The sequence below is a fragment of the Micromonospora arida genome, from assembly GCF_042873195.1.
In the GTDB taxonomy this organism is placed as follows: Bacteria; Actinomycetota; Actinomycetes; order Mycobacteriales; family Micromonosporaceae; genus Micromonospora; species Micromonospora arida.
The window spans coordinates 25,440-49,627 of the sequence record NZ_JBIALC010000013.1; the positions used below are offsets into that span (position 1 = coordinate 25,440).

A 24,188-nucleotide genomic window follows, 5' to 3' on the forward strand; every position below is an offset into this window, starting at 1 on the left:
GTACGGTAGAACGGACCGATGCCGACCGACCGGACCACTGATTTCCTCCGCGAGCTGCTGGTCCGCCAGTTGACGACCTGGCTGCCCGCGGCCCTGCACCGCTCCCGGCGGGCCACCATAGCCCTCGCGGGCGCCGACGCGGGCAGCGCGGAGGCCGCGCTGCGCCTGGTCGCCACGCACGGCGACCAGGTGCGCGGCCGGCAGGTGACGGTGCTGGTGCTGACCGACGCCGCCGACGACCTGCCAACCCGACTCGGCCCGATCGAGGCGGAGCTGCCCGCCGAGGTCACCGTGCACCTGCTGCCCGGCGAGCCGTACCGGCTGCCCGTCGCGGTGAAGGCCGCCGGGGCGGCCGGCGCGCCGCTGTTCTCCTTCGTGGACCTGCCGGGCGCTGTGACGCCGAAGCTGCTCACCGCCGCGACCAACGGTCGGACCGGAGAGTTGCTGCTGCACACCGGCGACAGCGCCCGAGACGTGCTCGTCTCCGCCGGCTTCCCCCTGGTCGCCGAGGTGGCACCGGTGCTCCCCGGCGGCGAGGCTGCCGGGGTGATCGCGTTCGGCAGCCGCTCCGACCGGAGTCTGGAGGTTGTCCGTGACGCGCTCTGGGCGGTCGGCGCGGACCTCGACGTGCGCTACCGCGACCCGCTCGACCCGACCGGCACGACTGTCGACGTGGCCGGCGATCCCGACCTCGAACCGCTGGCCCACGATTTGCTGGCCGAGTTGCGGGCAGGTGGGCCACGGTCGGTCACCGAGCTGCGTCGGCACACCCTCACCGCGACCGTCTATCGGGCCGCCGACGCCAACCAGGCGCTCGTCGACCTGATCGACGCCGGGGCCCTGCGCCGCGATCGCGAGTCCGGGCGGCTGGCCGGCGACGAGATCATCACCCTGGCGCGCTGAGCGCCCCACCCCGCAGACGCCGAGCGGGGTGCCGGTGGATCACCGGCACCCCGCTCGACTCCCGGGATGTCTACGACCGGGACTTGTCCTGCTTCCAGGAGAGCGGACCCGGCAGGTCGACCCGGTGCGCACGCGCCTTGGAGTTCCAGGACCAGCGACCGATCTTGATGCTCCACGAGGAGAAGCCGTTCTCGGTGAAGTTCAGGATGATCGGACCGTACTTCTTGCGCTTGCGAAACATGAGGCCCATCGGAGGTCTCCCCTCGTCACCGTTTCCTGCCGTGTCGAGATCGAACATGCCCGAACCGACAACTTTTGAAACCCTCTCGCTGTCCGTCCTGGACGGTCGCTCACCGGACGTCCAATCTCTATCCACCAGATAGGTGTTGCGGCACGGTAAACGCTGCTCGTGGCGCTTCGTAACATCGGCAGCGATTGAAGTCTCATCTTCTGGAAGACCGTTGACCGCTCGTTCCGGTCCCGGGCAGCATGGGGTCATGTCGCAGCGGGATGAGCTTCTCCTCACCGCTCGTGTGCACGTCGACCTGGTCCGGCACGCGAGCGCGCTCTGTTGAGCTGACCGGTCCATCCGGCTCGGCTCCAGCGCCGCACTCCCATCGCCCGCCCGCTCAACGCGGAGCAGCGTGCCCGCACGCCCTCATCCGGGCGTCCCCGCTCCCATCGTGGACAGATCAGGAGACTCCTCATGTCCCCACCCCGTGCCATTCCGCGTACCCTCGCCGCGGTTGCGGCGCTGGTCGTGCTCACCGCCACCGCCGGCTGCGGCGGTGACGCGGCAGCCGACGGCGCCCAGGCCGGCGAGCTGCGCTACCAGGGCTCGGTCGGTCAGGTCACCCTCCCCGAACTCGCCGCCGACCTCGGCTACCTCGGCGACGTCAAGCTCAAGTGGATCGGCAACGTCACGGGTGGCCCGCAGGACATCCAGGCCACGGCCACCGGGCAGAGCGACTTCGGCGGCGCGTTCAACGGCGCCATCGTCAAGCTCGCCACCGCCAACGCCCCGATCACCGCCGTGGTCAGCTACTACGGCTCGGACGCGCAGACCTTCCAGGGCTACTACGTGCTCGACGACAGCCCGGTCCGCAGCCCCCGCGACCTGATCGGCAGGAAGGTCGGCATGAACACCCTCGGCGCGCACGCCGAGGCCGTGCTCAAGACCTGGCTCGCCCGCGGCGGCCTCGCCCCCGCCGAGATCAAGCAGGTCGAGTTGGTCGCCCTGCCACCGGTCAACACCGAGCAGTCGCTGCGGCAGCGGCAGATCGACGTCGCGGTGCTCGGCGGGGTGATCCGGGACAAGGCGGTCGCCAGCGGCGGCATCCGCACCATCTTCACCGACTACGAGCTGCTCGGCGCCTTCAGCGGCGGCACCTACGTCTTCCGCGACGACTTCATCAAGCGCAACCCGGAGACCGTCAAGGCGTTCGTCACCGGGGTCGGCAAGGCCATCGAGTGGGCCCGCACCCAACCCCGGGAGACAGTGGTCGCCCGGATGCGGGACATCATCGGCAAGCGCGGCCGCAACGAGGACCCGTCGCTGGTCGCGTACTGGAAGAGCAGTGGCGTCGCCGGCCGTGGTGGCGTGATCGGCGAGCAGGAGTTCGGCACCTGGATCGACTGGCTCGCCGCCGAGGGTGAGCTCAAGGGCGACCGTCCGAAGCCCGGCGACATCTACACCAACCGGTTCAACCCCTTCGTGGACGGGGGGAGCGCGTGAGCACCGACAAGATCCTCTTTGATCGGGTGAGCAAGACCTTCCCGGTCCGCGCCAGCCGGCGTGGCGGCGCCGGCGCGGTGACCGCGCTGGACGAGGTCACCCTCGGGGTACGCCCCGGCGAGTTCCTGGTCGTCGTCGGCCCCAGCGGTTGCGGTAAGTCCACGCTGCTCGACCTGCTCGGCGGGCTCACCGAGCCGACCTCGGGGCGGGTGCTCGTCGACGGTCGGCCGGTCACCGGTCCCGGCCTGGACCGGGGCATCGTCTTCCAGCAGTACGCGCTGCTGCCCTGGCGCACCGCCGCCGGCAACGTCGCGTTCGGCCTGGAGGCCAAGGGGGTGCCACGCGCCGAACGCGCTGCCCTGATCGAGCACCACCTCGACCTGGTGGGGCTGCGCGGGTTCGCCGATCGCTACCCGCACGAGCTGTCCGGCGGGATGAAGCAGCGGGTGGCCATCGCCCGCAGTCTCGCGTACGACCCGGACGTGCTGCTGATGGACGAGCCGTTCGCCGCCCTGGACGCGCAGACCCGCGACTCGTTGCAGGACGAGCTGGTGCGGATCTGGGCCCGCACCGGCAAGACGATCGTGTTCATCACCCACGGCATCGACGAGGCCGTCTACCTGGGTCAGCGGGTGGCGGTGCTGACGTCCCGGCCGGGGCGGCTCAAACAGGTCATCGACATCGACCTCGGCGACCGGGACGCGGTCGAGGACGTCCGCTCCACCGACGCGTTCCGCCACCACCGCCACCAGATCTGGACCCTGCTGCGGGACGAGGTGCGGGCCGCCCAGGCGGCCGAGGGCACCGGCGTCCGCCACACCGAGGAGGCCCGCGTTGGTTGACATCGCCGAACGTCCCACCCGACTCGTCGGCCCACCCACAGTGCCCCGCGCTGCGGCCGACCGGGCCGTTCCTGGTCGCGCCGGTCGACTGCTCGGCATCGGCGCGAAGGTGTTGCACCGTACCGTCGCCATCGCCACGCTGGCCGCGATCTGGGAGGGCGCACCCCGGCTCGGGCTGGTGGACCGGGTCTTCCTGCCGCCGCTGTCGGAGGTGCTGGTGGCCTGGTGGGAGTTGTTGCGCAGCGGGCAGCTCGCCGAGCACGTGGGCGCCAGCCTCACCCGGTCGCTGGCCGGGCTCGGCCTCGCGGTGCTCACCGCCATCCCGCTCGGGCTGCTGATCGGCTGGTACCGGCCGCTCGCTGAGCTGCTCAGCCCGCTGCTGGAGGTGTTCCGCAACACCGCCGCACTGGCCCTGCTGCCGGTGTTCGTGCTCATCCTCGGCCTGGGGGAGACCTCCAAGATCGCCCTGGTGCTGTACGCGTGCTCCTGGCCGATCCTGCTGAACACCATCGCCGGGGTGAAGGGCGTCGACCCGCTGCTGATCCGGTCGGCCCGCTCGATGGGGCTCAACCACCTGCGGCTGTTCCAGAAGGTGATCCTGCCGGCCGCGGTGCCGACCATCTTCACCGGCGTCCGGCTGGCCGGGGCGTACTCGATCCTGGTGCTGGTCGCGGCCGAGATGGTCGGCGCGAAGGCCGGGCTCGGCTACCTCATCAACTACGCGCAGTACAACTTCGCGATCGCCGACATGTACTCCGGGATCATCACGATCTCCGCCATCGGCCTGGTCATCAACCAGCTCCTCGTCGCCCTCGAACGTCGCTTCTCCACGTGGCGCGTCGACGTCTCTGCCGGATAGGACGGACACCAATGACCCGTACCCTGCACCTCAATGCGTTCCTGATGGGCGTAGGCCACCACGAGGCCGCCTGGCGGCACCCCCGCACCGACCCGCGTCGGGTCACCGACGTACGGCACTTCCAGGAGCTGGCCCGGATCGCCGAACGCGGCACCCTCGACTCGCTCTTCCTCGCCGACGGTCTCTCGGTCGGGCCGAACCCCCGGCACAACATCCAGGCCGTCTTCGAGCCGCTGACCCTGCTCGCGTCGCTCGCCGCGGTGACCGAGCACATCGGTCTCATCGCGACGGTCTCCACCACCTACAACGAGCCGTTCCACGTCGCCCGCAAGTTCGCCTCGTTGGACCACCTCAGCGGCGGTCGGGCCGGCTGGAACATCGTCACCTCCGCGCAGGAACGGGAGGCGGTCAACTTCAACCGGGACAGCCACCCCGCACACGCCGACCGTTACCGGCGGGCCGCCGAGTTCGTCGACGTGGCGATCAAGCTCTGGGACAGCTGGGAGGACGACGCGCTGGTCTTCGACACCACGGCCGGGGTGTTCGCCGACACCGACCGGGTGCACGAGGTGGCGCACCGCGGGCCGGAGTTCCAGGTACGTGGCCCGCTGAACATCCCCCGGGGGCCGCAGGGTCGACCGCTGCTGGTGCAGGCCGGCTCGTCGCCGGACGGGACAGCCTTCGCCGCCCGCTACGCCGAGGCGGTCTTCACCGCGCAGCAGACCCTCGCCGACGGGCAGAGCTTCTACGCCGAGCTGCGCCGGCAGGTCACCGCCGCCGGCCGGGACCCGGACCTGGTGAAGGTCCTGCCCGGCATCGCGCCGGTGCTCGGCGGCACCGAGGCCGAGGCGCGGGCGCTCGCCGCGGAGCTGGAGGAGCTGATCGTCCCCGACTACGCCCTGGCCCAGCTCTCCGGGATGCTCGGCATCGACCTGACCGGCCTGCCGCTGGACGGGCCGCTGCCGGAGCTGCCGGCCGCCGGCACCGTGCAGGCCCACCAGAGCCGCTACCAGCTCGTCACCGAGCTGGCCCGCCGGGAACAGCTCACCATCCGCCAGCTGATCGGCCGACTCGGCGGCGGGCGGGGTCACCGGGTCGTGGCCGGTACGCCGGAGCAGGTCGCCGACCAGATCGAGCTGTGGTTCACCCAGGGCGCCGCCGACGGGTTCAACATCATGCCGCCGCACCTGCCCGGCGGGCTCGCCGACTTCGTCGACCACGTGGTGCCGGTGTTGCGCTCCCGTGGGCTGTTCCGCACCGAGTACTCGGGTCGGACGCTGCGCGAGCACTACGGCCTGCCCCGACCGGCCAGCGCGTACGCCGCGTCGGCCCTGGTGCCGGCATGACCACCGTGGAGCGCCCCTCGGCGGACATCGCCGAGCTGCGACCGGTGAACCCGGATCTGTTCCGCGCGCTGCTGCGGCGGCAGGCCAGCACCGTCACGGTGGTCACCGCGGTCGCCCGCGCCACCGACCCCGCCTGCCTCGGTGGGATCGGCGCGCCCATCCGGGCGGGCTTCACAGCGACCTCGTTCACGTCGGTGTCGCTGGACCCACCGCTGGTCTCGTTCTGCCTCGGGGTGGCGTCGTCGAGTTGGCCGGTGCTCGCCCGCGCCGAGCACGTCGCCGTGCACCTGCTCAGCGCCGGGCAGCGGGAGGCCGCCACGGTCTTCGCGACCAGCGGCATCGACCGGTTCGCCGCGTACCCGGACTGGACGCCCGGACCGTTCGGGGTGCCGCTGCTCGACGGGGTTCTGGCCCGGCTGCTCTGCCGGGTGGTGCACCGGGTCCCGGCCGGCGACCACACGCTGGTGATCGCCGAACCACTGGCGCTCGGCGACGGCGGCGACGGCGCACCGCTGGTGCACCACCGGGGCGGCTACACCACCGCCGTGCCGACGTGAGCGAGCGAACCATCGGGCACGTGGCGCGTCGCGGCGGAACGCGGGGAAGCGGAGTGCCGACGTGACGGCACCGACCACGGCCGACCTGCTCGCGTTGGACCGGGCCGCCCAGGACCTGCTGTTCCGGGCGGCCCGCACGGCCAACACGTTCACCGACGAGCCGGTCACCGACGCCCAGGTCGCGGCGATCCACGACCTGATCCGGTACGGGCCGACCGCGTACAACGGCCAGCCGTTGCGGGTGCTGCTGCTGCGTTCGCCGGAGTCCCGGGCCCGGCTGCTGCCGTACGTCTCGTCGAGCAACCGGGCGAAGACGGCCAGCGCGCCACTGGTGGCGGTGCTCGCCGCCGACGTGGACTTCCACGAGCGGCTGCCCGAGCTGTATCCGCACCGTCCGCAGGCCCGGGACTGGCTGGCGGACCGCGCGGCGCGGGTCGAGCAGGCCCGGTTCAACGCGACCCTGCAGATCGGCTACCTCATCGTCGGTGTCCGCGCGGCGGGTCTCGCGGCCGGCCCGATGGCGGGCTTCGACACCGCGGGCGTGCAGCGTGAGTTCCTCCCCGACGGGCGCCACGAGGTGCTGCTTCTGCTCAACCTCGGGCACCCGGGACCGCACACCGGGCCGACCCGCCTGCCCCGGCTGGCCACCGGGGAGGTGATCCGCACCCTCGAGGGCTGAGCGACGAACGGGACTGCCCCCGGTGCCGGCGTAGCGCCAGCACCGGGGGCGGAAGGTTGCGGGTCAGGCGCCCTTGACCCAGTCCAGCGTGAAGCGGGCGAAGAAGATACCTCCGGTGTTGCCCACCTCGTACAGGTTGCCGATCGTGCCGTCGTTCAGGACGGCCATCGTGGAGTAGCCCGCGCCGCCCGGCTTGACCAGTGCCCGCGCCGGCCAGCTGGCACCATCGTCGGTGGAGAGTCGGACGGTGAGGTCGTTGCGCGCGGCCGGGGCCGCGTTGTTGCTGAACAGTGCGGTACGGGTGCGCACCGGTGCGCCGTTCGCACCCACCTCCGACGGGCGCAGGTACGAGATCTCGTCAGCGTTGCAGAGCGGATCGGTCAGCAGGGCGCTGGCCGTGGCCGGGCCGAACGTCACGCCGCCGTCGGTGGACGTGGAGTAGAACCGGCTACGGGTGCTGTTGTGCCGCATGTTCTGCACGATCGCGCCGGTGCCGCGTTCGATTGCCTTGCTCTCGTTGATGTTTCCGCCGGCGGGGCCGCCGCGCTTCCACGTCACGCCGCTGTCGTCGCTGTAGATGTTGCCGGTCTGGGTGAGACCCGCCCCGTCCCGGTAGACGAACGGCTGGATCAGGCGCCCGGTGCTGGTCTGGATGCCGTGCCCGGAGGAGAAGAACGCCTGCTGCCAGGTGGGGACCTTGATCGTCGGGTTCAGCTCCACCGGGGCGCTCCAGGTGGCACCGTTGTCCCGGCTGGTGATGTATTGCAGGTGCAGGCTGTTCGGGTCGTTGGCGGTGTTGAGACCGGAGGAGCCGGACCAGAAGCTGATGCCCGGCTTGGGGGAGTAGGTGTAGAAGCAGTAGACGGTGCCGGTCCTGCGGTCCACCAGCAGGCTCGGGTCGCCCGCTCCCTCGCTCGTGGTGGCGGGGGCGTGGATGATCCGCGGCTGGTCGAAGGTGCGGCCGCCGTCGGTGCTGCGGGTCATCGCGATCTGGATGTTGTTGGTGCCGCCACCGAGGTCGTACGAGCCGTTGATCCGGGCGTCGGCGACGGCGATCACGGTGCCGTTGTTGGTGACGGCCATGCCCGGGATGCGGACCGAGGCGGAGGTGCCGTCGTAACGGCCGTTGGGCCCGTTGAGGTTGCGGATGACGGACTGCGTGCTGATGACCGTCGTGGCGTTCATCTGCGGGGTGCCGGCGGCCAGGCCGCAACCGGCGGTGCCCCGCAGGGTGCTGTCGAACCCGGGGGCGGTGACCCGCAGGGTGTACGCGGTGCCAGCGCCAACGGTCCAGTAGTGCAGGTAGTTGCCGCCAGCGGCGATGGTGCGGGTCCAGGGGGACCCGGTGCGGCCGGGCCAGGTGACGGTGAAGTCCCGGGCGGTCGTGGTGCGGTTCTCCAGCGCGAGCTGGAGCCGGCCGGCCGTGCAGTCGTAGCTGGCGACCGCGGACATGCCGGTGCCACAGTGGAAGATGCCGGTCGCGGTGTCGTCCAGGCCGGTCGGGGTGGTCGTGCGCAGGGTGTACGCCGTGCCCGCCGGGAGGGTCCAGTACAGCTCGTTGCTGCTGCTGCCGGCGGCGACTGTCCGGGTCCAGGGGGAGTTGGTGCGGCCCGGCCAGGTGACGGTGAAGGTCTGCGCGGTGGCGCTGCCGTTGGTGAGCCGCAGGTTGAGGCGGCCGGTCGTGCAGTCGGAGCTGGCGGTCGCGCTCACACCGGCGGGGGCGGCGTGAGCGGGCGTGGCGGGCAGGATCGCGGCCACCCCGAGGACGGCGGCCATGACCGCTATCACTCGACGCGGCAGTGCTCGGGCAGGGGACACGGGGGATGTCCTTCCGGGACGGGGGTGGGGCAGGGAAAGTCGATGGGCATAAGACGTCGGATATCTGATGTCGTGACGTTAAAGGGCTGCGCGCGGGTCGTCAATAGATCGACGCGGGGCGGTGCGCGACGACGTGGTAGTCCGGGGTGGACGGTGCAGTCATGGCGCTTGCCTGATCGAAGATGCCGGATAGAGCGTGGATATTTACATCATGTTGCGTCGTCTGGCAGGCTCGGCTGCATCGACCACCTTCGTCATCTCGGCGATCGGGCCCGTCCCGGCCCGCGACCGCCGCCGGCGACGCCTGTCCGAAGGAGACACCATGCAACGGCGTCAACTCCTCACCCTCGGCGTGCTCAGTCCGTTCGCGGCGATGCTGGCGTCGGGCGGCCCGGCCAGCGCCGCGGCTGCGGCGCAGACCTTCGGGTTCTCCGCCGACGGCAGCAACTTCCTGCTCGACGGCCAGCCGTTCCAGATCCGCAGCGGCGAGATGCACCCGGCCCGCATCCCGGTGCAGTACTGGCGGCACCGGATCCAGATGGCCAAGGCCATGGGCATGAACACGATCGCCATCTACGTGATGTGGAACCACGTCGAGGAACGGCCCGGTGTCTTCGACTTCACCACCGACCGGCGTGACATCGCGGGCTTCATCAGGCTGTGCCAGGCCGAGGGCATGTACGTGCTGCTGCGCCCCGGCCCCTACGTCTGCGGCGAATGGGACCTCGGCGGTCTACCGCCGTACCTGTTGCGCAACCCGAACATCAGGCTGCGGGTCCGCACCGCCGCCGACCCCAACTACATGGCGGCCGTCACGCGCTACATCAACGCGCTCGCCGCGCTGGTCAAGCCGCTCATGGTGGGCAACGGAGGACCGATCCTGATGGTCCAGATCGAGAACGAGTACGGGTCGTACGGCAACGACGTCGTCTATCTCGAGGAGCTGCGGCAACTGTGGCTGCGGGCCGGGATCACCGGACCGTTCTACACCGAGGACGGCCTCGGCCAGGTGCAGGGCAACCGGACGGTCGTCACCGGCGGCGCGATCGCGCTCAGCGGCGGTGACGCGGCAGCCATCGCCGCGGCACGCCGGTCGTTCCCGACCGTTCCGGCCATGTCCGGCGAGCTCTACCCGGGCTGGTTGACCCACTGGGGCGACGGCGGCTTCGCCGGATCGAACACCGACATCTCCAGCCAGCTGCGGGGCCTGATGGCCGGCCGGTTGTCGTTCAACCTCTACATGATCCACGGCGGCACGAACTTCGGATACTCCGCGGGCGCCAACGCCGCCGACAACGGGTCGGGTTACCAGGCGGACATCACCACCTACGACTACGGCGCGCCGATCAACGAACAGGGTGCCCCGGCCCGCCTGTACCCCGCCTACCGGGAGATCATCGGCACCGCCCTCGGGGTGACGCTGCCGGCCGTACCCGCACCGATCCCCACCATCGTGCGCACCGGCGGCCAGGCCGTCCTGCCGGCGGCGTACGCCTCGCTGTGGGACAACCTGCCGGCCGCGCTGTCGACCCAGACGAATCCACAGCCGATGGAGATGTACGGCCAGAACTCCGGCTTCATGCTCTACCGCCGCGTCCTGCCTGGCTACACCCGGGCGACACTGGACATCAGGTCGGTGCGCGACTACGCCACGGTGTTCCTCGACGGCGTCTACCAGGGCGGCCTGTCTCGGAGCAGCCTCCCGGCGGCCTACACGACTCCGCTCGGCGTGACCGTGCAGGACGCGCCGCTGGCGTTGAAGACCTCGGCGAGTGGCAGCCCCACGCTCGACATCCTGGTCGAGGGCATGGGTCGGAACAACTTCGGCCAGGCGCTGGTCGACCGCAAGGGCATCACCGAGCGGGTGTCACTGGTCGACGCGGGCACCCTGACCGGCACGTTGACCAACTGGCAGACCCATCTGCTGCCCGTCGACGAGGCGTTCGTGGCCGGCCTCCGTCCGGTGATCACCAACAGTTCGCGGCCCGGCATCTTCTTCAAGGCCACGGTGAACCTCACCCAGACCGGCGACACGTACCTCGACATGTCCCGGTGGACCAAGGGTGTGGTCTGGGTCAACGGCCGCAACCTGGGCCGCTACTGGAAGGTGGGGCCACAGCAGCGGCTCTACTGTCCGGCGCCGTGGCTGCGGGTCGGCGCCAATGAGATCGTGGTTTTCGACCTGCACCAGGTGCAGGCCCAGCCGATCTCCTTCGAAGCCACCCTGAGCGGCCAGTCGGGCGCCGTCCGCCACACGGTGGTCAACCGGGCCAGCGGAAAGGCCCTCGACGTGCCGGACCTGTCCCGGGCCACCGGCGTGCAGTTGATCCAGTGGACCCCCAACGGCGGTGCCAACCAGGCGTGGCTGATGGCTGGCGCGGTGGGCGGCGTCACCACGATGACCAGCGTCAGTTCGGGTCTGCTCGCTGACGTCGAGGCCGGCTCCACGGCGGAGGGGGCGCGGGTCATCCAGTGGACCGCGACCGGCGGCGGCAACCAGCAGTGGCGGGTCGTGACCGCGTCCGGTGAGTTCGTGAGGCTCGTCAACGTGCAGACCGGAAAGGTCCTCGCTGTGGCCGGCGGTGCGACGACCGACGGCGCCGCGATCGTGCAGCAGAGCGACACCGGCGCCACCACCCAACACTGGCGCCTCACGCCGGGGTGACGTCGTCGGGCCATCTGACGCCCGGCTGACCATGGGTCGGGCCGGGTAGGTGAGGGTCGGTGGGTGACCTGTTGCGGTGCGGCGGCCGCCGCGGGTCGCCTGCCGACCCTCACCCGTTGCGGTCAACCGTCCATGTCGTGGTGCGGTACGGGCGTTGCATCGGAGATGCAAAGATGGCCGCATGGGCGGGCGGAGCGACCGGAGTGAGACGTGAACCAGCGCGAGCGGTGGCACCGGCTCCTGGAGATGGTCGCCGTCGAGGGTCAACTCGACATCGAGTCCACAGCCCGCGAGTTGGGCGTGAGTACGGCGACCATTCGTCGTGACTTCGACGAGTTGGCCACCCAGCGGTTGGTGACCCGCACCCGGGGCGGCGTGGTCGTCACCAATGTCTCCTACGACCTGCCGCTGCGCTACAAGGCGGTGCGGCAGGCATCGGAGAAGCAGCGGATCGCCGCGGCCGCCCTCGCACTGATCCCACCGGGCAGCACGGTCGGGCTCAACGGCGGCACCACGACGACCGAGGTGGCCCGGGCGCTCGCGCTGCGCACCGACCCGAGCGGGCAGCTGTCGGCGGCCACGGTGGTGACCAATGCGCTGAACATCGCCCACGAGCTCATCGTGCGTCCGCACATCCGGGTGGTGCTCACCGGTGGGACGGCCCGCCCGCAGTCGTACGAGTTGGTCGGTCGCATCGCGGAGACGATGCTCGCGTCCGTGGCGCTGGATGTCGTCGTGCTCGGGGTGGACGCGATCGACCACCAGCACGGCGCCAGCGCCCATAACGACGGCGAGGCGGCGGTCAACCACGTCATGGTGACCAGCGCGGCGCGGACGATCGTCGTCGCGGACGCCTCGAAGCTGGGCCGCCGGAGCTTCAACCGGATCTGTCCGCTGGGCAACATCGACACTCTGATCACCGATCGGTCGGCGGACCCGCAGCAGGTGAGCCTCGTCGAACAGGCCGGGGTCACGGTGCTCCAGGTCTGACGGGCGCTGCGATCGGCAAAAGATGGAACCCGGTGCAAAATTACGGGCTGATTCTTGCATCTTGAGTCAGGCGGGTGCACCATCCGATCTTATCGCCCTTCGTAAATGTCTGGGCCGCATCGTCCCTCACCACACCGGAGAAAACGATGATCTGGTCACCGCTGCCTGCCCATCGCCGCCGTACCGCCGTCCGGGCTGCCATCGTGGTTCTCATCCTGTTCGCCGCGATGCTGCAGGCCCTACCCGCTCGCGCGAGCACACCGGGAAGCGCGACCGGCCTCACCCGGACCGGGAACACCTACACCATCGCCACCAGCACCGCCGCCCGCATCCGGCTCACGCTGGTCCGTGCGGACATCTTCCGGGTCTGGGCAGCGCCGAACGGCACCTTCACCGAACCGGCGGCGAACGAGATCACCGTGCGGACCGACTTCGGTGCGGTGGCCAGCACGGCGACCGACGACGGCACCGCCTTCCGCATCGCCACCGCGGCGGTTGTCATCCGGATCAACAAGGACCCCCTGACGATGCAGGTCCAGCGTCCGGACGGGCGGCTGATCTGGCGGGAGGCGCAACCGCTCGACTGGTCCGCCGGCCGTACGACGCAGCGCTTGGCGCGCGACGCCGACGAGCAGTTCTACGGCACCGGCCTGCGCCTGGGGGAGTGGGCGCTGCGCGACAAGACGGTGCCGATCGCCGTGGACAACAGGTGGCGGGAGAACACGAACGCCAGTCCGGCGCCCTTCTACCTGTCCACGAACGGCTACGGCGTCCTGCGCAACACGTGGGCGCCCGGCTCGTACGGCTTCACCGCACCGGTCACCACCACCCACAACGAGGAACGCTTCGACGCGTACTACTTCGTGGGCGATTCGCTCAAGGCTGTGCTCGGCGCGTACACCGACGTGACGGGCAAGCCGTTCCTGAGCCCGATGTGGGGCCTCGAACTCGGCAACGCGGACTGCTTCAACGCGTCCAACCCGGCCTATCAGGGCGACCACAACCGGGCCGGGCACCAGCGGACTCCCGATGTGCTGGCGTACGCCCGGGAGGCCCGGGCCAAGGACATGCCGTCGGGGTGGTTCCTGCCCAACGACGGGTACGGCTGCGGCTACGCCGACCTGCCCGCGACAGTGGCAGGCGCCAAGGCGCTCGGTTTCCAGACCGGCCTGTGGACCTCCACGGGGCTCGGGTCCATCGACTACGAGGTCGGCACCGCCGGTACGCGTGGCGTGAAGACCGACGTCGCGTGGATCGGCGGCGGTTACCAGAACGCGTTCCGTGGTGTCCAGCAGGCGGTCGACGGCATCGAGCGGAACTCCGACGCCCGCCGCTACGTGTGGACCGTCGACGGCTGGGCCGGTACCCACCGCAACGCCGTCGTCTGGACCGGTGACACGTACGGCAGTTGGGACGACATGCGGTGGACCGTGCCTGCCGTCGCGGGCGCCGGGTTGTCCGGCCTCAACTACGCAACGGGTGACGTCGACGGGATCTTCGGTGGCAGCCCGAACACCTACGTGCGGGACCTGCAGTGGAAGTCGTTCACACCGGCGTTCATGACGATGTCCGGCTGGGGCGCGACCAATCCGGCGCCCGGCTACCAGGACAAGCAGCCCTGGCGCTACGCCGAACCGTACCTGTCGATCAACCGCCGTTACCTGCAACTCAAGATGCGGCTGATGCCGTACCACTACACGATGAGCCGGGTGGCAAGCGTGACAGGCGTGCCGGCGACTCGGGCCCTGGTGCTGGAGTACCCGAACGACCCGGTCGCCCGGGGCAACGCCACGTCTGGTGAGTTCATGGCGGGCGACGCGTTCCTCGTGGCGCCTGTGGTCTCCGACACCGAGCTGCGCGACGGCATCTACCTGCCGGCCGGCACCTGGACCGACTACTGGACCGGGCGGGTGTACCAGGGACCGCTCACCCTCAACGGGTACGCGGCACCGCTGGACCGGCTGCCCCTGTTCGTCAAGGGCGGCTCGATCGTGCCGATGTGGCCGCAGATGAACTACACAGGTGAGAAGCCGGTCTCCACGCTCACCTACGACCTGTACCCGCGCGGCTCGTCGAGCTTCACGCTCTACGAGGACGACGGCATCACCCGCGCCTACCAGGGCGGGGCTTACGCCACCCAGCAGGTCCGGATGGCCGCGCCGACGTCCGGCACCGGAACGGTCACCGTCGACGTGGGTGCCTCCACCGGTGCGTACGCCGGCAAGCCGTCGTCGCGCTCCTACGAGTTCAGCGTGCACCTGTCGGCCGCCGCACAGGCGGTCACGGTCGCCGGCCAGACGCTGCCGAGGTTGAGCACGCGCTCCGCGTACGACTCGGCGAGCAGCGGTTGGTTCTACGCGGACGGGATCCTGTGGATCAAGGCCGGTGCGAGGAGCACCGCGTTCCAGACCCGGATCGACGGCGCCGTGCTGCCGGTCCCCGGCACCGGCACGGCGACACCGCCGATCCCGAACGACAGCTGGCGGCTCGTGTACGCCGACAGCGAGGAGACGAGCGCGGAGAACGGCAGGGCCACCAACGCGTTCGACGCAGACCCGGGCACTTTCTGGCACACCGCCTGGTCGTCCACGCCCGCGCCCCTGCCGCACGAGATCCAGATCGATCTGGGCGCCACGTACCAGGTGGACGGGCTGCGGTACCTGCCACGGCAGGACGGGGGCGTGAACGGCCGCATCGGCCGCTACGAGGTGTACGTCTCGGACAGCCCGAGCGCCTGGGGCACGGCGGTGGCGTCGGGGACGTTCGCCGACACGTCGACGCAGAAGGTGGTGCCGTTCGGCGCTGTCCGCAGCGGCCGGTACGTGCGGCTGCGGGCGTTGAGTGAGGCCGGTGCCCGGGGGCCGTGGACGACGGTGGCCGACCTGGCGATCACCGGAACCGCGGTGACGTCGGGGAGTTGATCCCCGCGCGGCCCGTCGGACAGGGTTGCCGCCCTGTCCGACGGGCCATCAGCGCATCCCGAGACCGGGATTGGTGCCGGCGCGCGGACTAGGACAATGACCACTGTTGGCGGGTCGCGCCGGTGGCGGTTCGCTGGATGACGTCAGCGCCGTTGTCCGTGATCGTTCCGTCGAGATCGAGCGCTCGACCACTGTTGCGGTTCGTGATGGTGAAGTGGGTGCCGACTCGCGTGATGCGCCACTGCTGGTTGGCCGCACCCGTGTACGTCCACTGGATGACGTCGGCGCCGTCCGCGGTCGAGTTGCCGGCCACGTCGAGGGCACGGCCACTACGGCGGTTGACGATGCGGTGGAACCCGTCGCCGACGGGAACGATCGACCACTTCTGGTGCAGGGCACCGTTGTCGGCCCACTGCACCGCGTCGCCACCGTCACCCGGCGCGGCGACCGCGACCTCCATGACCTTTCCACTGGCCCGGTTGGTGAATGTGTAGTTCGCGTTCGGGTCGAACGAGCCGTTCAGGGCGTCGAGTTCCTTGAGGCTGAACCGGGTGGTCATGATGTACGGGTAGCTCGTGTCGGTCGGGTCGAAGTATCCGTACGACGTCAGCACGAACGTACCGTCCGGAAGCACGACGTTGCCCGCGTAGCCGGTGTCGCCGCTCTTGACCGAAGGCGTGAAGTCCTCCAACAGTCGGACCCGGTACTGACCCTCGCGGGAGTTGACCAGATCGTCGTAGGTCCCGACCCAGGCCACCCAGTCGCCGGCCACCCACGCCCCGGTGTTGCTCACGCTGTTGCGGATGATGTCGCGGAAGGTGATGACGAGCCGACCGGTGGCCGGGTCGTACGTCGCGGCGTGGCGTTCGCCCATGAGAGCTCCCTGCATCTCGCGCGGCTCGGTCCAGGTGGTTCCCTCGTCGTTCGAGAACGCCACCATGGCGTTGGTGCGCTTGTTCTGCGCCCGGGCGAGCAGCGCGAGCTGGCGACCGTTCGGCGAGCGGATGATCTCGATCTCGCAGAGGCCGGCATATTTCTCGATGGTGTTGTGCGCGGCGAGGAGCCGGGTCGGCGTGCTCCAGACGGCGTTGCCGGCGGCGTCGAACGTCAGGTAGGTCTTCCAGTTGTTGTATCCGCCGTCGTGGAAGATGCCCATGTAGCGGAAGTCCCAGGAGCCGTCGGCCTTCTTGAGGCGGACCAGGGTGGCGTGGGCCACGAAGCCGCTGAAGCCGGCGTCGGCGAAGTGGTGGGTGAATTCGGACCAGGACTGGCCGTTGTCGTCGGAGTACGCGGTCTTGAACCCTCCGGGACTCGCCGGAAGGCCGCTGACCAGCAGCAGTCGGGTGCCCCCGGTCGGCTTCACCACCTTGTAGAGGGTGGGGGTCTCCTTGCTGGTGGCCCAGCTCGCCGGCGTGGGGAGGCGACCCGACCAGGTGCGCCCACCGTCGTCGCTGCGCTTCAGGATGATCTGGCCGGTGCCGTGGCCCATGGGGTAGACGGTGAAGATCGTGCGTCCGTCGTCGAGCAGGACGGAATCGGGGTGCCCGAGGTACTGCCCTGCCTGGCGGTCGGTGAGCACCTGGCGGCGCGTGTCGTCCTTCAGGTCCAGGAACGGGATCGTGTAGTCGATGCGCATGCTGAGGTCGCTGATCTCACCCGCCGAGAGCGTGGTGCCGTACACGCGCACTTAGTCGAGGTCACCGCTGTAGTGCCACTGGGCTCCCTGCGCGTCGACGTTGCGGCCGATCCACATTCCGTTGAGGTCTCGGACGTTCGCGAAGAACCTGGTGGATTGGTGCGTGGCGCGCACCGATCCGTCGACGTAGAGGCGGGTGCCCTCGGCGCCGACGGTCAGGATGGCGGTGTGCCAGACGCCGTCGTTGTAGGGGCCGCCGGTCGACGTCACCTGGGTGGCGTAGGCCCCGTTCTCCCGGTTCTCGAAGTAGACCGATCCGCCGTTGAGGGAGAACGACAGGTTGCTGGACTCGTCGACGGTGTGCGACGCGCTGAAGAAGCTCTTCGCGACGGCGGAACTCGTGGACCGGAACCGGACCGCGATCGCCCCCTGGGTCAGGTTCGCCACGCCGGACACGTCGGCCGACTTGTCGAGGAAGGTGCTGCTGCCGTTGAACGGCTGGTTGACCGGATAGTTCAGAGTCGCCGTTGCCGCGTGTCCGGCGGATGCCGGCATCAGCAGGCTCAGGAGGAGCGCCAACGCGACTGCGGCGGCGGTGCCGGCCCGGGCCGCCAGGCCCGGACGCGCCCTCGAACGGCCGTTCATCGGGTGATGGTCCATTGCTGTTCGGTACCTCCGCGGTAGGTCGACTGGACGACGGTGGCACCGTCGTTGGTCGCGGCATTCGCCACGGTGAGCGCCTTGCCGGAATTCCTGTTGATGATCTTGTAATGCGTGCCGGCCGGAATGACGCTCCACAGCTGGTTCGCGCCGCCGTGGCTCGTCCACTGGACGACGCTCGCTCCGTCGGCGGTGGACGAGCCCGACACGTCCAACACCTTGCCGCTGCTGCGGTTGACGATGCGGTGGTAGCCGCCGCCGGCCTCGACGAGATTCCACCGTTGGTGCGCCGCACCGTTGCTCGACCACTGGATGGCGCCACCGCCGTCCCCACTGCCGACCGGCACCTCGAGCACCTTGGTGCTGTTGCGGTTGACGACCCGGTACTCGGTCGACGGGTCGAACGCGGCGGCCGGGGTCGCCGCCCGGGACACCTCGACCTTGTCCGCCGTGACCGCGGTGCCGGACGAACTGGCGTTCCTGCTGTTCAACACCCGCACCCGCAGGACGTGCGAGCCCTGGGCGAGCAGCCCACTGGTGAAGACCATCGCCTGGTCCACCCGCGTCGGGGAGTACAGGTCGACCACCGTCTCGGGACCGCCGTCGATCGAGATGCCCGCCCGCCCGTGATTCGCCGCCCTGGCGGCGAAGAGCTTGACCTTGTTGCCGGTGAACCGGACCTGGTACGCGCTGTCGAGCGTGCTGCTGTAATGGTCGTCGCCCTGGAACTGTCGGGCGCCGTTGGTCCCGTACTGCCAGGTGCCCGAGTAGCTGAACTGGTTGTCGCCGGTTCCCGTGGTGTTGTCGTTGACCTGGACCACGCTCGGCACGCCCGGGGCGTCCCCGATTGCGTCCACCCGGGTGAAGAACGCCTCCACGGTGCTCGATCGCGGGCCGCCCCACAGCCGCTCGGCGAGGACCTCCGTCGGCCGCTTCGCGTACTGGTCGAACCACTCGTCCGTCTGGTGTTCCACAGCATCCGACCAGCGCGCGATCTTGTAGCCGTTGACCTTCACGTTCGGGTCCGGAGCCCAGCTCTCGTAGACGTTCTTCGCGTTGACGTAGAGGTTCAGGCCGGGAGTCACGTACAGGGTGCTCTCCGGTACGCCGACCACCGTGTAGCCCAGGTTGTAGAAGTAGTTCAGCGACCCGGTGTACGGCGTGAGGACGATGCTGGTCGCCGGCTTGATGCTCGTCTGCTGGCCGTTCGTCTCCCACCAGTTCCAGAGCTGGGCCGTCTTGCCGTACGACCGCACCTTGTCGTTCATCAGGTTCATGAACTCGGTGAAGACGTCACCCGCGTGGGGGAAGCCCCGTGCCTGTGCATAGCTGACCAGCTCCGGACAGCTGTTCTTGGCGGCGTCGGTCTGGTATTCGTCGCCGCCGATATGGAAGTAGGGGCCGTCGAACAGCGGCACGAACTCCGACAGCAGGTTCATGACGAACGTTCGCGCGGAGTCCTTGGTCAGGTTGAGCGTCCAGCCGCCGTTCGATCCACCGGGCCAGGGCGCGTAGTCCATCGACGCGCAGGAGAACCGCATCGTCGGGTCGTACGTCGTCATCGTGGTCGCGTGGCCCGGCAGGTCGATCTCGGGAACGATGGTGATGTGGTACCGCTTGGCGACGTCCTGCATGCGGCGCAGGTCGGCCTTGCTGTAGGACTGGGCAGAGGCCAGGCCGGGGTACCGGTCGCTGCGCAGACGAAAACCGTTCCACTCGGTGAAGTGCATGCGCAGTGTGTTCAGACGCAGCCACGCCATGCGCCGGAGAAGATTCTCCAGGTAGTCCATCTCGTAGAAGTGCCGGCCGACGTCGAGCATCACCCCGCGTTCGCGGTACTGCGGGTAGTCGCGGATGGTTCCCGCCGGCACTGTGGTCGCCGTCGCGCTCTGCTTGATCATTTGCAGCAGGGTCTGGGTCCCGTAGTACACACCGGCCGTGGCGTTTGCGCGGACCACCACCTGCGACCCGACGGTCATCAGGTATCCCTGGTCGCCGATGCCGGCATCGCTGACGGCGAGCGTGAGCAGGATGTCGCCGGTCCCCGATGTTGCCGACGAGATGATCGGCACGTCGACACCGCTGATCGCGCCCAGGTCGACGCGTAACGACGTCGCCGCCACCGACAACTGGGCGGCATGCGCGGGGTCCACCAGGATCCGGGACGCTGTGGTCAGCGTCCAGGTCCCCGTCCCCCCGGTCCACTCCCGGACGCTCGGTGCGACCTGGGGCGCGGGGTTGGCCGCGCGCGCCGCCGACGGAACCTGAAGCCCCAGGCCCGCCAGCAGGGCGGCGAGTGCGAGAAGAAGTCGCTTCTTGCGGGTGGAGAACACTGTTGCGTACCTCCGGTCGGGAAACGCTCAGAGCGGCAGGAGATCCTTGACGTTTCCCTGCAGCACGGGCAGGCCGCCGCTGTTGGCCTGATTGCCCAGCAGGTGCACCGGAGCGGTGCCGGTGCAGCTCACTGTGAGATTCGACAGGGTGCAGCCGGACAGCATCCAGCGGGTGCCCTGCAGGTTCGTGGCGCGGATGTCGCTGTACCAGAGGGTGTTGCCGGTGAAGGTCGGCGGCAGGACGCCGTCGACGACCACGCCGGTGCCGGGATTGCGGCCGACTCCGCCGATCGGGAAGGACAGCGCGCTGCTCCATCGCACTGGTACGCCGCCGTTGCAGTGGTTGATGGTGTTGCCGGTCAGACTGCCGTGCCCCCAGTTGTCACTGGCCAGCGACCCGTACGGGCTGGTCTGGGCGAATGAGTAGTAGGCGCCGTAGCAGCCGACGACGACGTTGCCGTTGATGGTCCAGTTCCCGGACGAGTTCCAGATCGCGAGTCGGCAGGACGTGAAGCTGTTGGCGGTCAACTGCGAGTATTCGCTGCGGTCCGCCAGTGAGACACCGAAGTAGCAGCGGTGAAAGGCGTTGCCGCTCACCTTGAGCCGGTAGCCGAAGTAGTCGTCCGCCGCCGATCCGGTCACCGCCAGGCCGGCGCCGCGCCAGTTCGTGAAGTCGCAGTCCAGGATCCGTACGTTGTTGCTGCGGCTGATCCGGACGCCCACGTGCGCGAACTGCGGTGCCGAGTCGACGGGGCTGGTCTGGCGTCCGAGGAAGTGGACGCCGCTGACGCTGACGTTGTTGCGGCCCACTATGGACAGCGCGCCGGCCTGGTCGGTCGGAACGGTGACCGTCGCGCCGTTGCCGACGATGAGGCAGCGATCGGGTAGGGCGACCGTGGCGGGCAGGGTGTAGGTGGCGCCGGGTGTGAGCTGCACCTGAGGCGTGCGGGCCAGGGCGGTGTTCCAGTCGTCGGCGACGTCGAGGACCGGTAGGGACGTCGAGGCGATCGCGGCGTCGGCCCGGCCGGGCGGCACGACGGCGGCGAGCGCGCCGGCGGCGCCCGCCAAGGTGACCGCGCGGCGGGGGATTCGTGTGGTCATGGTGGCCCTTCGGGCTGCGGGGTGAACGTCCCACGTCAGATGTCGGACGAACTTACGAGCGTTATCGACGTCCGTCAAGGCGTTCGTCGTGCCATCAGGAAGACCGCGGTGCGGATCGGTCGGCCACTCCGACGCGCTTGCAACTTTCTGCAATCAACCTGGGGCTGGACGCGTGCCGCACCGGATTCGCGACAGGCTCCTGCTGCCATCGCTGATCGACCGCACGGCTGGCTTTCCCGTGTAAAGAGGGGATCGGAGCGTGGTCGACGGGCCTTGACGGCGGCCGGGCCAGATCCCTAGGGTCTGCAATATCGTGATTGGTTCCGTCGCCACAGTGTCACGAAAGATCACGAGTGCTCGTGTAACCGGCACCTTCCGAAAGGGGCGGATCAATCACATGACCGCAGACGGTGCGCCGCAGACCCGCAAGCGCCGTGACCTGATCATCTCGGTGTCGCTCAATCCAGCCTTGGACATCACCTATGTCGTGCCCGAGCTGGTGCCCGACACGTCGCATCGGGTGACGAGCGTGGTTTCCCGGGCCGGAGGCAAGGGCCTCAACGTCGCCCGGGTCCTGCGTCAACTGGGCGCCGATACCCTCGTCCTCGGCCTGCTCGGCGGTGCCGCCGGCGAGCACATCCAGGCCGAACTGGCGACGGCCGGCCTGCCGGCGCAGTTCACCCATCTCAGCGGCGAGACCCGCCGGACGGTGACCGTCCTCGCGCAGGACACGGCGACGGTCCTCAACGAACCCGGCCCGCACGTCACGGCGGCGCAGTGGGCGGCGTTCCGGGACGTGTTCGCCGAGCGGGTCCGCGCGGCGCGGGTGGTGGTGCTGTCCGGCAGCCGGCCGCCGGGCGTGCCCGACACCGCGTACGCCGATCTCGTCACCATGGCGCAGGTCGCCGGGGCCGAGACCATCGTGGACGCCGAAGGATCGGCGCTCCGACACGCGCTGGCTGCCGCGCCGACGCTGGCGAAACCGAACGCCCACGAGGCAGCGGACCTGCTCGGCCGCCCGGTACGCAGCCGCGACGACGCTGTGGCGGTGGCACACCGGCTCGTCCGAAGCGGCGCCAGCGCCAGCGTGGTGTCCCGCGGCGCGGACGGATTCGTGGCGGTTACCGGCGGGGCCGCCTACAACGTGCGTGCGCCCGAACGGGTGGCAGGTAACCCGACCGGCGCCGGCGACGCCCTCGCGGCCGTGCTCGCGTACGGGCTCCTCACCCGCGCGCCCTGGCCGGACGTCCTCGCCCGGGGCGCGGCCGTCTCGGCGGCCGCCGTGGCCTGCCCGTGGGCGGGCGAGTACGACGACGACGTTGCTTCCCGGCTGCTGCCCGGAACCACAGTGGAAGAGCTGCAAGAGCACCGCGCCGACAGAGAGCAGGAACCATGTCGCACGTCGCCTCCGAGATAGCCACGCAACCCGAGACATGGCGTCGCGCCGCGGAACTGGTCACTCGACCTGAGGTAGCGCGGGCTCTGCCTCAGCCCGGCGAACGGGTCGCCGTCGTCGGCTGTGGCACGTCGTACTTCATGGCGCAGAGTTTCGCGGCGCTGCGGGAGTCGGCGGGCCAGGGGGAGACCGACGCCTTCGCCGCCTCCGAATTCCCCGCCGGACGGCGCTACGACCGGGTGGTCGCCATCACCCGCTCCGGCACCACCACCGAGGTGATGGCGCTCCTCGAACAGTTGCCGCCCGGCAGCCGCTCGACCGTGCTCACGACCGATGCCGACCGGCCGGTGACCCGGCTGGTGAGCGACTGCGTCGTCCTCGACTTCGCCGACGAGGAGTCGGTGGTGCAGACCCGCTTCGCCACGACCGCGCTCGCCGCTTGGCGCGCCGGTCTCGGAGAGGACCTGACCGAGCCGATCGAACAGGCGCGGGCCCAGCTGAACACGCCGGTCGACCCGGACGTCGTCGGTCGGAGCCAGTTCACCTTCCTCGGCACCGGCTGGACCGTGGGGGTGGCGCACGAGGCGGCCCTCAAGCTGCGGGAGGCCGCACAGATGTGGGCCGAGTCGTACCCGGCGATGGAGTTCCGGCACGGCCCGATCAGCGTGGTGGACCACCGGTCCGTGGTCTGGATCTTCGGGCCGGTGGTGCCCGGCCTCCGCGACGATCTGGCCGCCACGGGCGCGATCGTCGTGCACGAGGACGTCGACGCCATGGCGCACCTCACCACCGCGCAGCGGCTCGCGGTCGAGCTCGCGAACCGTCGTGGCCTGCACCCGGACCAGCCCCGGCTGCTCACCCGGTCCGTCGTCCTGACCGCGCCGGTTGCCTGAGGACCACTGATGACCCTCGTGCCCACCGCCGACCTGGTGGCGGCGGCCCGAGCCGCCGGCACCGGCGTGCTCGCCTTCAACGTGATCACGATCGAGTACGCCCAGGCGATCGCCGTCGCGGCGGAGCGTGCCGGCCGGCCGGCGATCCTGCAGATCAGCCAGAACGCCGCGCGCTACCACTCGGGCCTGTCGGCTATCGCCGCTGCGACGGCCGAGGTCGCCTGGAGGTCCAGCGCGACCCTGTCGCTGCACCTGGACCACGTCGACGACATCAGTCTGCTGGAGCAGGCTCCCGACTCGGGCTTCAGCTCCGTGATGGTCGACGCGTCCGCGCTGGCGTACGCCGCCAACGTGGCCACCACCCGCAAGGCGACCGAGTGGGCGCACGAGCACCGGCTGTGGGTGGAGGCCGAACTCGGCTACGTCGGCGGTAAGCCGGACGCTCCGGCGAGCGCCCACACCGCCGGCGTCCGCACCGACCCGTCCGAGGCCGCCCGGTACGTGGCCGAGACCGGCGTCGACGCCCTGGCCGTCGCGGTGGGCAGCTCGCACGCGATGGCCGACCGCACCGCCTCGTTGGATCTCGACCTGGTGGCCGCGATCCGCGAAGCCGTACCCGTGCCCCTGGTGCTGCACGGTTCCTCCGGGGTGCCGCTGGACCAGATCCGCGCCGCGGTCGGTCATGGCATGGTGAAGATCAACGTCGGTACGGCCCTCAACGTGGCGTTCACCGACGCGGTCCGTGGCGCTCTGCCGGCGTCTCGGGACCCGCGTCGCTACCTAGCAGCGGGACGCAGCGCGGTGACCGGCGTTGTCGAACGACTGCTCACGCTCCTGCCCGCGACGCCGTAACC

20 protein-coding genes are annotated in these 24,188 nt (G+C 70.0%); 14 read left to right on the forward strand and 6 right to left on the reverse strand.

The features are described 5' to 3' along the window. The first annotated feature begins 18 nt into the window (after positions 1-18). Positions 19-903 carry a hypothetical protein gene (locus ACFYP0_RS28155; protein WP_356980270.1) on the forward strand — a complete coding sequence of 295 codons (885 nt, stop codon included), beginning with the start codon at positions 19-21 and terminating at the stop codon, positions 901-903. 70 nt (positions 904-973) lie between these two features. On the opposite strand, the gene ACFYP0_RS28160 is transcribed toward ACFYP0_RS28155, so the two are convergent. Next, positions 974-1,153 (reverse strand): DUF4236 domain-containing protein, encoded by a 180-nt coding sequence (locus tag ACFYP0_RS28160; protein WP_030333600.1) that lies wholly within the window; start codon positions 1,151-1,153, stop codon positions 974-976. Between the two features lie 247 nt (positions 1,154-1,400). On the opposite strand from ACFYP0_RS28160, the gene ACFYP0_RS28165 reads away from it, so the two are divergent. The 7 genes from ACFYP0_RS28165 (at position 1,401) to ACFYP0_RS28195 (ending at position 6,921) form a co-directional block, all read left to right on the forward strand. Continuing rightward, a complete protein-coding gene (locus ACFYP0_RS28165; protein WP_349881247.1) occupies positions 1,401-1,478 on the forward strand; it encodes a putative leader peptide in 78 nt (25 codons plus the stop codon). Positions 1,479-1,609: 131 nt separating this feature from the next. Then, positions 1,610-2,638, forward strand: a complete 1,029-nt coding sequence (locus ACFYP0_RS28170) for an ABC transporter substrate-binding protein (RefSeq protein ID WP_356980273.1) — start codon at positions 1,610-1,612, stop codon at positions 2,636-2,638. Continuing rightward, positions 2,635-3,480: an ABC transporter ATP-binding protein gene (locus ACFYP0_RS28175; protein WP_355495154.1), complete on the forward strand. Its 846-nt coding sequence runs from the start codon at positions 2,635-2,637 to the stop codon at positions 3,478-3,480. The genes ACFYP0_RS28170 and ACFYP0_RS28175 overlap by 4 nt, the downstream gene beginning before the upstream one ends. Next, positions 3,473-4,339: an ABC transporter permease gene (locus tag ACFYP0_RS28180; RefSeq protein ID WP_386998119.1), complete on the forward strand. Its 867-nt coding sequence runs from the start codon at positions 3,473-3,475 to the stop codon at positions 4,337-4,339. The genes ACFYP0_RS28175 and ACFYP0_RS28180 overlap by 8 nt, the downstream gene beginning before the upstream one ends. An 11-nt stretch (positions 4,340-4,350) precedes the next feature. Beyond that, positions 4,351-5,685, forward strand: coding sequence for an LLM class flavin-dependent oxidoreductase (locus tag ACFYP0_RS28185; RefSeq protein ID WP_355495150.1), 1,335 nt, complete (start codon positions 4,351-4,353; stop codon positions 5,683-5,685). After that, positions 5,682-6,242: a flavin reductase family protein gene (locus ACFYP0_RS28190; protein ID WP_124862819.1), complete on the forward strand. Its 561-nt coding sequence runs from the start codon at positions 5,682-5,684 to the stop codon at positions 6,240-6,242. Before ACFYP0_RS28185 ends, ACFYP0_RS28190 begins: the two co-directional genes overlap by 4 nt. 61 nt (positions 6,243-6,303) lie before the next feature. After that, positions 6,304-6,921: a malonic semialdehyde reductase gene (locus tag ACFYP0_RS28195; protein ID WP_124862816.1), complete on the forward strand. Its 618-nt coding sequence runs from the start codon at positions 6,304-6,306 to the stop codon at positions 6,919-6,921. Positions 6,922-6,984: 63 nt separating this feature from the next. Here the strand turns inward: ACFYP0_RS28195 and ACFYP0_RS28200 are convergent, their stop codons facing one another. Further along, positions 6,985-8,739, reverse strand: coding sequence for an exo-alpha-sialidase (locus tag ACFYP0_RS28200; protein ID WP_356980278.1), 1,755 nt, complete (start codon positions 8,737-8,739; stop codon positions 6,985-6,987). Positions 8,740-9,061: 322 nt separating this feature from the next. Between ACFYP0_RS28200 and ACFYP0_RS28205 the strand changes: the two genes are divergently transcribed. The 3 genes from ACFYP0_RS28205 (at position 9,062) to ACFYP0_RS28215 (ending at position 15,315) form a co-directional block, all read left to right on the forward strand. After that, positions 9,062-11,404, forward strand: coding sequence for a beta-galactosidase (locus tag ACFYP0_RS28205; RefSeq protein ID WP_124859051.1), 2,343 nt, complete (start codon positions 9,062-9,064; stop codon positions 11,402-11,404). Positions 11,405-11,614: 210 nt separating this feature from the next. Continuing rightward, the gene (locus tag ACFYP0_RS28210) at positions 11,615-12,394 is read left to right on the forward strand and encodes a DeoR/GlpR family DNA-binding transcription regulator (protein WP_124859048.1); all 780 of its coding nucleotides are present in this window, start codon (positions 11,615-11,617) and stop codon (positions 12,392-12,394) included. A 146-nt stretch (positions 12,395-12,540) separates the two neighbouring features. After that, on the forward strand, positions 12,541-15,315 hold the full coding sequence (locus ACFYP0_RS28215; RefSeq protein WP_386998123.1) for a TIM-barrel domain-containing protein: 2,775 nt from the start codon (positions 12,541-12,543) through the stop codon (positions 15,313-15,315). Positions 15,316-15,403: 88 nt separating this feature from the next. On the opposite strand, the gene ACFYP0_RS28220 is transcribed toward ACFYP0_RS28215, so the two are convergent. The 4 genes from ACFYP0_RS28220 to ACFYP0_RS28235 are packed head-to-tail and all read right to left on the reverse strand — an operon-like array spanning position 15,404 to position 21,045. After that, positions 15,404-16,996, reverse strand: coding sequence for an RICIN domain-containing protein (locus ACFYP0_RS28220; RefSeq protein ID WP_386998125.1), 1,593 nt, complete (start codon positions 16,994-16,996; stop codon positions 15,404-15,406). 6 nt (positions 16,997-17,002) lie between these two features. Continuing rightward, the gene (locus tag ACFYP0_RS28225; protein ID WP_158629619.1) at positions 17,003-17,596 is read right to left on the reverse strand and encodes a LamG domain-containing protein; all 594 of its coding nucleotides are present in this window, start codon (positions 17,594-17,596) and stop codon (positions 17,003-17,005) included. Continuing rightward, entirely contained in the window at positions 17,593-19,944 is a 2,352-nt protein-coding gene (locus ACFYP0_RS28230; RefSeq protein ID WP_124859042.1) for a family 20 glycosylhydrolase, read from the reverse strand. Before ACFYP0_RS28230 ends, ACFYP0_RS28225 begins: the two co-directional genes overlap by 4 nt. A gap of 27 nt (positions 19,945-19,971) precedes the next feature. After that, a complete protein-coding gene (locus ACFYP0_RS28235; protein WP_386998130.1) occupies positions 19,972-21,045 on the reverse strand; it encodes a right-handed parallel beta-helix repeat-containing protein in 1,074 nt (357 codons plus the stop codon). 397 nt (positions 21,046-21,442) lie between these two features. Here ACFYP0_RS28235 and ACFYP0_RS28240 point away from each other — a divergent pair, with 397 nt between their 5' ends. The 3 genes from ACFYP0_RS28240 to ACFYP0_RS28250 are packed head-to-tail and all read left to right on the forward strand — an operon-like array spanning position 21,443 to position 24,186. After that, complete coding sequence (locus ACFYP0_RS28240; protein WP_386998132.1) at positions 21,443-22,462, forward strand: 1-phosphofructokinase family hexose kinase; 1,020 nt, start codon at positions 21,443-21,445, stop codon at positions 22,460-22,462. Next, entirely contained in the window at positions 22,438-23,334 is an 897-nt protein-coding gene (locus tag ACFYP0_RS28245) for an SIS domain-containing protein (RefSeq protein ID WP_386998134.1), read from the forward strand. Before ACFYP0_RS28240 ends, ACFYP0_RS28245 begins: the two co-directional genes overlap by 25 nt. 9 nt (positions 23,335-23,343) lie before the next feature. Further along, positions 23,344-24,186: a class II fructose-bisphosphate aldolase gene (locus ACFYP0_RS28250; protein WP_124859036.1), complete on the forward strand. Its 843-nt coding sequence runs from the start codon at positions 23,344-23,346 to the stop codon at positions 24,184-24,186. The last annotated feature ends 2 nt before the right edge of the window (positions 24,187-24,188 follow it).